Below are 8,770 nucleotides of genomic sequence, written 5' to 3'. Positions count from 1 at the left end.
GCTAAATATAATCTTTTCAATTTTCCTAACTTGAAAAGATTTGATGCCTTTTCACAATTCATATAGGATTGCTATATCTCATTGCTATTAACAAGCCAGTCTTTAATTTTATTTCGATCGCCATTTTTAAGACCAATAAAATTTAGAAGTTCCTTACCTGTTCCAGTAGGTGATTTTGTAAGCCATTTCTCAAGATTTTTACTGGTGGTATCAGGTGCTTTTAAGGGAATATAATCAGGGAGATTGCATTTAGATGTAAAAATTTGAACGTGAGCTAGAGTAAGACCTGAATTCTTTTCTCCTTTCAGATCCATTAATGTCTTTGTAACACTTTCAAATCCACCGTAGGCCATCACCAGTTGCCACTGAATGCCTCTTGCCTGAGCGGTAGAAGACTTTGCTAGAGTATTACCTGCCACAGGATTATCCCATTCAACAGCAGCTTGGGTCAGGTGAAATCCTATTGATAGAGCTTTCATCACATTATCAATATGCTGTGGCTCTTCATTATGCTGTGGATTGAATATGGAAAGTCTCCCTTTTATTTCTGAACACTTAGCTAGATCAGTTAACCAAGATTCATTAGGGCCAGCCATCGCCCCTACTTCCTTCCAGCCATCGTCTTGAGTAATATCTGGCATTTTTCCTAAGTCAACTTTATCGTAAATTAATCTATTTGTTTGATAAGCTGATAAGCAAGGGCATCCACAAGAGATGCCCTTACCCAACTAACTACGCGCCGACAGATTCCTTCGCTGCGTAAAGAACCTCAACGGTAATCTTATCAATCCCACGATCGCGCGCAAACTTCTCAGTATTCCGCTTCACCTTACCCCGCACAAAACCAGGGATTTTGTTCAGCTCAGCCTGTCCATCCTTCGTCCAACCCATGTCAGAATCAGCCGAAATACCCTTGGTAATCACTTCCTTGGTATCGTGGCCGCCGAAGATTTCCAGCAAGTGGTCTTCCATGCCCAAAGTAAAGGAATTGTAGACCAAATCTACGCACTGATTCGTACCTTCATAACCCAAAAATGGCTTGTAGCCGATCGGGAAATTTTGGACGTGAATCGGTGCAGCAATTACGCCGCAGGGAATATCCAACCGCTTACCTACGTGGCGTTCCATTTGCGTGCCGAAAATTGCCGAAGGTTCGGCTTTGGCGATCGCATCCCCGATCGCCCCGTGATCGTCCGTCACCAGCACTTCATCACAATACTCGCTAACCTGTTCCCGGAACCAGTCAGCGTCGTGTTTGCAGTAGGTTCCAGCCCACACAACGTGGATTCCCATTTCGCGAGCCAAAATCTTCGTCATCGCCGCAGCGTGCGTATTATCGCCAAATACGACGGCTTTTTTGCCCGTTAAGTTTTGGCAGTCGATCGAGCGCGAAAACCAAGCAGCCTGCGACACAAATCGAGTTTGTTGGTCAATAAAATTTTCGTAATCAACATCCGCACCTTGAGCGTTTAAAACTTGCTGAATCTTGCGGATACAGCGCGCAGTTTCCACCACGCCCATCGGCGTAATATCCACCATCGGCGTACCGAATTCTTTTTGCAAATACTCCCCGGCCATCATCCCCAATTCCCGATAAGGAACCAAGTTAAACCAAGCGCGGGGCAGTCTTTTTAAGTTGTGAACCGAAGCACCTTCGGGAATAACTTCGTTGACTTCAATGCCCAAATCTGCCATCAAACGCTTCAACTCGGTGCAGTCGTGCTGGTTGTGGAAACCCAGGGTAGACATACCGATAATGTTGACAGATGGTTTTTCGCTTTTGGCTTCTACTAAATCGCCTTTTTTGCGGGCTTTGTTTATGTAAAATTGGACGATTTGATCCAAAGTGCGATCGGCTGCTTGCAGTTCGTTGACGCGGTAATGGTTCACATCCGCCAGCAATACATCTCCTTTAGCATCTAATTGAGCTCGCTCCACGAAGTTTTCCAAGTCTTCTTGCAGAATGCTGGAGGTGCAAGTCGGGGTGAGCACGATTAAATCTGGGTGTTCTTCTCTGTCTTTGCGGGTGATGTTGTCCACCACCCGTTCCTGCGAACCCCGCGCCAGTACGTGTCTGTCAACGACGCTGGTAGTTACCGGGGTGAAATCCCGTTCCCTCTCCAGCATGGAACGCATGACGTTAAAATAGTCGTCTCCAATCGGTGCGTGCATGATCGCATGGACGTTTTTGAAGGAAGTGGCCACGCGCAAAGTGCCGATGTGGGCTGGGCCTGCGTACATCCAATAAGCCAATTTCATAGGTATTTTTCCTGGTGCTGGTTGAGAATTGCCCGATCGGGCGATTACTGCTAAATTTTAAGGTGGTTTCTGATTTTCTCACCGGATGAATCCTTTAGAAATAGTAACTTTCTGAGGATTTACACATTTGGGAAATGCTCAAACGCTTTCTCTGCTTGGCATTTGACTCGCAATTCAAACAACTTTACCCGGGTTTTATGGCAATAATTCTTAATCTTTCCTCAAATTTTCTTAAAAGTTAGGCAAATTTGATTAATGTAGGGTTCGCTGCCGCGCACCAGACAAGGTGCAATAATCCTGCATTTTTTGTTAAATTTACTTTGCTTTAACGGTCAGTTAGAACTGTTAATCGATGAGCCAAAATAGATATAATTAAAGGAAATTGCCGCTCCCGAAGCAACACTTACTTCCCTCAGCGCCTCGACCGCGAATTGCAGTTAAGACTTGCACCGCCCGGTTTTTTTAGCACCCACAATTCGCCCCTTGTCACCGAAAAAATAAATCTTTCAGCACTTGCGTATTTTCACCAGATGTGATGACGAGGGGTTAAAATCAAGCAATTGTTTGGAAGCTGAGATGATTTAGTTGTCAGCGTGGCGATCGAGTATTAGAGTAAATCCTTGCACAACTCCTGTATTTGCGCTCTTGTTAACCTAACTGCTGAGGTGACGAAAGCCCCAGCGTGCTTTTGTCAGCAGTAGCTCTTTGCTGTCAAGGCCTGCGTTCCCACACATCCCAAAAGATAGCTCTTGAGCGATAATGAAGAATAACATAGGATTTACGAAAAGAAACCCGATTTATACGAAAAAATCTTGGGTTTGTCAACGACTAGCAACGAAGGAACCGGGTTTCTAGCCCGCCGCGCGTCAGTCCTGTAACATTGACCAAGCACACCTAATTTGAGAGAACCCAACTATGATGGCAATTCCCGGCGTTGCAGTTCTCGCTCTCATTTATGAAAGCAGCACTTCCCTGGTTTACCGCGGCCACAACGAGCAGAACAACCAACCTGTTATTATCAAACTTATCAAAGAAGACTATCCGACTCCTGAAGAACTCAATAGATACAAGCGCGAATATGAGATCACTGCCAACTTAAGCCAGTTGGACGGAGTTGTGAAAGTGTATAAGTTGCAACAGGTTAGAAATAGTCTGGCAATGATCTTAGAAGATTTTGGCGGGGAATCTTTAAAAATATTTATGGGTTCCCAAAAATTTACCATTTTAGGATTTCTGACTACGGCTATCAAAGTTGCGGAAACTTTGGGCGAAATTCACGGAAAAAATGTAATTCATAAAGATATAAACCCTTCTAATATAGTTTTTAATCCGGCTACAGGACAAGTAAAACTAATAGACTTTAGCATTTCAACTGCATCCAACCTGGAAAATATTCCGAGTAAAAATCCCAATTTTCTAGAAGGCACTTTAGCCTATATGTCGCCCGAACAAACCGGTAGAATGAACCGGGTAGTCGATTACCGCACAGACTTTTATTCGCTCGGCGTGACCTTCTATGAAATCCTGGCAGGACAACTTCCTTTTTCCACTACAGATCCCATGGAGTTAGTTCACTGTCACATTGCCAAACAGCCAGTACCTCTCGCTGAAATTGCACCAGAAATTCCTCAAACTGTTTCAGATATTGTGATGAAATTGTTAGCAAAAACTCCTGAGGAGCGCTATCAAAGTGCTTGGGGACTAAAAGCAGATTTGGAATCCTGCCTGTTTCAGTGGCAAACATCTGGGGTTGTTTCTGAGTTTCCTCTCGGCCGCCAAGATATTTCCGACAAATTTCAAATACCTCAAAAACTTTACGGCAGACAGCGAGAAGTTGAAACTCTTTTAGCGGCATTTGAACGGGTAGCAGCAACAAATAATCGAGGCTACCGCACCGAAGATTCCCAAATTTCTGTCATCAAAAAAGAGAGCAAATCGAAAAAAGAAAGTCCCTTGTCAGTCCTGGCGAGAGGACAGCATAAATCCCGCAGCGAGATGATGCTGATTGCCGGTTATTCCGGCATTGGCAAATCTGCAATGGTGAAGATTTTAGACAAACCTATTACCCGCAGGCGTGGATATTTTATTTGGGGAAAGTTTGACCAGTATAAGCGGACTATTCCTTATTCGGCCGTTGTCAGCGCTTTTTCGGAATTGGTGCGGCAACTGTTAACTGAAAGTGAGGCTCAATTAGCAGTTTGGCGCGAAAAACTCCGCAGTTCCTTCGGTCAAAACGGACAAATTATTATTGATGTCATTCCCGAAGTTGAACTAATTGTCGGAGCTCAGTCTCCTGTAGCTGAATTGGGGCCGACGGAATCTCTGAACCGCTTTAATTTAGTATTTCAAAATTTCATTCGCGTATTTTGCCAGCCAGAACATCCGCTGGTCATTTTTCTCGACGATTTGCAGTGGGCTGATTCGGCTACTCTCAAGCTGATCGAATTGATGATGACAGATGAAGCTACGCAATATCTGTTTTTAATAGGTGCTTATCGGGATAATGAAGTTAGTCCTACTCATCCTTTAATGATGACAGTGGAGACACTGCGAAATCAGGAAGCTATCATTAATCAGATTGCTTTGTCGCCGCTGGGGGTGGAAAACATAACTCATTTGATTGCGGAGACTTTGCACAGCGATCGAGAATCTGTCAAACCTTTAGCTGAATTGGTAATCAGCAAAACCGACGGAAATCCTTTTTTTGTCAATCAATTCCTGCAAACATTGTATCAGGAAAACCTGCTAGTTTTTCACCCGCCACAGTCGGGTAGTAAAGGCGGCTGGCATTGGGATATGACTCAAATTGAACAGTGCGCTATCACTGACAATGTAGTAGATTTGATGGTACAAAAATTGAGAAAACTGCCAACTTCAACGCAGCAAGTTTTGCGTTTAGTGGCTTGTTTGGGTAACGAATTTGACTTGAATACTCTTTCTTTAATTCATGAAAAAGAAGCCTCGGAAACTTTTTCTCACCTGTTGCCCGCCATTAAGTCGGGATTGATTCTGCCAACTTCGGAATTGGAAAGCAAGTCATTAGATTACGTCCTGTTTCCGCTATTAATTCTGAATTATAAATTTTTGCACGATCGGGTACAGCAAGCAGCTTACGCTTTAATCGACGACTCGCAAAAAAAGGCCGTTCATCTGAAAATAGGCAGGCAAATCCTAGAAAACACCCCGGCGGAATATCGCGCTGACAGAATCTTTGAATTAGTCGATCACTTGAATGTGGCTCGATCGCTAATTAAAGACGATCGAGAATTAATTGAACTGGCAACGCTGAATTTAGACGCCGCCCGCAGAGCCAAAGATGCCACTGCTTATGTTGCTGCCTTGCAGTATTTGACCGCAGGCATGGACGGTTTGAGCGCCGATATTTGGGATGCCCACTACGATTTAGCCTTTGCCTTGCACATGGAGCGGGCAAATGTTGAGTATTTAAACGGTTTTTTTGAGAACTCCGAAGAATTTATTAATATAACGTTGGAAAAAGCGCGATCGCCCTTAGAAAAGGTAGAAATTTACAACCTGCTGATCGTGCAGTACACCCTGCGGGCGAAGTACGAAGAAGCCGTTAAAGCCGGAATCCAAGCTTTGGACTTGCTAGGCATTGACTTGCCGCTAGACGGGCTACAAAAAGTCATATCCGAAGAATTTGCAGCCGCAACAAATATTTTAGCAGGTAGAGAAATAGCTTCCCTAATTGACGCCCCCGAAATGACTGTACCCGACAAAAAAGTGGCAGTCAAATTAATTACAAACTTGCTGACATCCGCGTACCTCAAAAATCCCGACTTGTGGAAAGTCAGCGTTTTAAAAGGAGTCAATCTTTCTCTACAATACGGTTTAGTACCCGAAGCCTCTCTTTGCTATGCTGGCTACGGTATGTTCTTAAACGCAGTTTCCGGAGATTACAAAGCTGCGTATCAATTCGGCTTGCTCTCGCTGAATCTCAGCGAAAAATCTGGCAATATCGGCTTGAAATGCAGAGCTTGTTCATCCCTGGTCAGTATTTTTTATTACTGGTTCAATCACATCAAAGATTCCCACGCGATCAGCAATGAAGGATATCAAGCAGCTTTAGAATCTGGAGATTTAGAGTATGCGGGTTATATCCTGTCCAACCGCATAGCTAATTCATTTTTTCAAGGTAAAGAAATCTCGCAAATTCTGGCCGACACGAGCAGATATTTGCAGTTCAGCCAAAAAACCAAAAATCAGCTCGTAACCGATATATTATTAGGGGTAGAGTTAATCCTGCGTAACTTGAGCAAACTAACTCCTGAAAAGTTTGTATTTGAAAGCGAAGATATCAGCGAAGCTGAATACGTACATAACTGTCAAGCTCATCAAAATTTGTACTCGCTCTGCCTTTATCAGATTCGCAAATGCCAGGTAATGTACTGGTACGGCAACTTCAACGAAGCGCTACAACTAGCTTTTGAAGTAGAAAAACAGCTATCTTTTATTACCGGAGCGATACCCGCTACCGAGTGGAATTTTTTCTTTTCTCTAACTTTAGCGGCGGTTTTCCCAAATGTTTCAGAAGACAAGCAAAAGGCATACTTGGAAAAGTTAGAGGAAAACCAAAAACAGATGAAAATTTGGGCAGATAACTGTGCCGAAAATTTTCTGCACAAGTATCTTTTAGTACAAGCAGAAATAGCCAGAATTTCCAAGAAAGATTCAGAAGCTGTAGAATTGTACGATTTCTCTATAAATTTAGCCCAAGACAATGAGTTTGTCCAAAATGAAGCGCTAGCTAATGAACTAGCAGCTAAGTTTTGGTTGAGTAAAGGCAAGTATCAATATGCCAAAATTCACTTGCGCGAAGCTCACTCGTGCTACTTGCGCTGGGGTGCAGTTCGCAAAGTAGAAGATTTAGAACAGAAGTATCCGCAGTTGCGGGAAATGACGCCCCTAAACGGAAGTTTTAACAACAATCAAACTACCACAACTATTCATACTTCTACTGGCAGCGATGCGAGAGTGCTGGATTTGGCAACGGTAATGAAAGCATCTCTGGCGATTTCTAGCGAAATTGTCCTCGATAAGTTGCTGGCTTCTTTGATGAGAATCTCCTTAGAAAATGCAGGTGCTCAATTAGGTTTTCTGATTTTAGTTAGAGATGGTCAACTGTTGATTTCAGCTAAGGCGTCAGTATTTGCTGAAGATGTAGCTGTGCTGCAATTTACGCCTGTTGGAGACTATCATGATTTACCTGTGACGGTGATTAATTATGTGGAAAGAACTCGCTCGGATTTGGTGTTGAGCAATGCGGCGGCTGAGGGACTATTCACAGCCGATCCTTACATCGCTAAACACCAACTGCAATCTATTTTGTGTACTCCTATCATCAATCAAGGCAAACTAATCGGCATTCTTTATTTAGAAAACAATTTGACTGTCGGAGCATTTACTCCCCACAGATTGGAAGTTTTAAGGTTGCTTTCTTCCCAAGTTGCTATTTCTTTAGAAAATGCTTTGCTTTACAATTCTGTGGAACAGAAAGTGCAAGAACGGACGCAGGAGTTAAATGAAAAAAACGAGCGTTTAGAACAAACTTTGCGCGAACTTAAATTAACTCAAGCTCAATTAATCCAAACGGAAAAAATGTCTAGTTTGGGACAAATGGTCGCTGGTGTAGCTCACGAAATTAATAATCCTGTAAGTTTCATCTACGGCAACCTTAATCCGGCTAGCGAATACGTTAAAGACTTGCTAAAATTGATTGAGCTTTACCAGCAGCACTATCCAGAACCTGCTGATGAAATTCTAGAAGAAATAGAAACAATTGAGCTGGAATTTTTGAGCGAGGATTTGCAAAAGCTGCTGGATTCCATGAAAGTAGGAGCGGAAAGAATCCGGGATATTGTGCTAAGCTTGCGGAATTTCTCGCGCCTCGACGAAGCGCAAATGAAGTCGGTAGATATCCATCAAGGCATCGACAGTACGGTGATGTTGCTGCAACCGCGCCTGAGAAAAGAGGGCGGGCGTTTGGGAATTGAGGTGATTAAAAATTACAGCACGCTACCACTAATTACTTGTTATGCGTCTCAGTTGAATCAGGTATTTATGAATATTTTGACAAATGCGATCGATGCTCTCCTCGTCGCAAGAGATGACCCGGAAAACTCTCATCAACAGCCTACGATTACAATTTCTACAGAGGTGACTGACAGGAATTCTGCCATAATTAGAATTGCCGACAGCGGGCCGGGGATGAGCACTGAGGTGCTGCACAAGATATTCGATCCATTTTTTACAACTAAGCCCGTGGGTTCGGGAACGGGCTTGGGATTGTCTATTTCTCACTCGATTGTTGTCAGTTCTCACGGCGGAAAATTGACTTGCGTTTCTGCACCAGGAGAGGGGAGCGAGTTTATTATTGAAATTCCGATCGCCCCCAGGCAAGTTTTGTAACCGACATCACCATCAACCAACATCCCCAAATCAATTCCCCTTAGCAACCCTTAACAATCCGGCCACGCATGGCGTATACCTG

At 43.5% G+C, this 8,770-nt stretch carries 3 protein-coding genes; 1 reads left to right on the top strand and 2 read right to left on the bottom strand.

Going from position 1 to position 8,770, the window contains the following annotated elements; translation table 11 throughout:
• Positions 1-71: 71 nt before the first annotated feature.
• Both QUA62_RS25765 and bchB read right to left on the bottom strand, forming a co-directional pair.
• A complete protein-coding gene (locus QUA62_RS25765) occupies positions 72-641 on the bottom strand; it encodes a hypothetical protein (RefSeq protein ID WP_333407593.1) in 570 nt (189 codons plus the stop codon).
• A 91-nt stretch (positions 642-732) separates the two neighbouring features.
• A complete protein-coding gene (gene bchB, locus QUA62_RS25760) occupies positions 733-2,259 on the bottom strand; it encodes a ferredoxin:protochlorophyllide reductase (ATP-dependent) subunit B (protein ID WP_190659189.1) in 1,527 nt (508 codons plus the stop codon).
• Positions 2,260-3,174: 915 nt separating this feature from the next.
• Between bchB and QUA62_RS25755 the strand changes: the two genes are divergently transcribed.
• Positions 3,175-8,688, top strand: a complete 5,514-nt coding sequence (locus QUA62_RS25755) for an AAA family ATPase (RefSeq protein ID WP_333407592.1) — start codon at positions 3,175-3,177, stop codon at positions 8,686-8,688.
• Positions 8,689-8,770 lie beyond the last annotated feature (82 nt).

This window comes from Microcoleus sp. MON1_C1 (assembly GCF_036701945.1).
Taxonomy (GTDB): Bacteria; Cyanobacteriota; Cyanobacteriia; order Cyanobacteriales; family Microcoleaceae; genus Microcoleus.
This window is presented reverse-complemented; position numbering and strand designations above follow the sequence as displayed.

Bases quoted from the DNA above. Each gene is read 5' to 3' on its own strand.
- QUA62_RS25765 (WP_333407593.1), bottom strand. From the start codon at position 641: ATGCCAGATATTACTCAAGACGATGGCTGGAAGGAAGTAGGGGCGATG.
- bchB (WP_190659189.1), bottom strand. From the start codon at position 2,259: ATGAAATTGGCTTATTGGATGTACGCAGGCCCAGCCCACATCGGCACT.
- QUA62_RS25755 (WP_333407592.1), top strand. From the start codon at position 3,175: ATGATGGCAATTCCCGGCGTTGCAGTTCTCGCTCTCATTTATGAAAGC.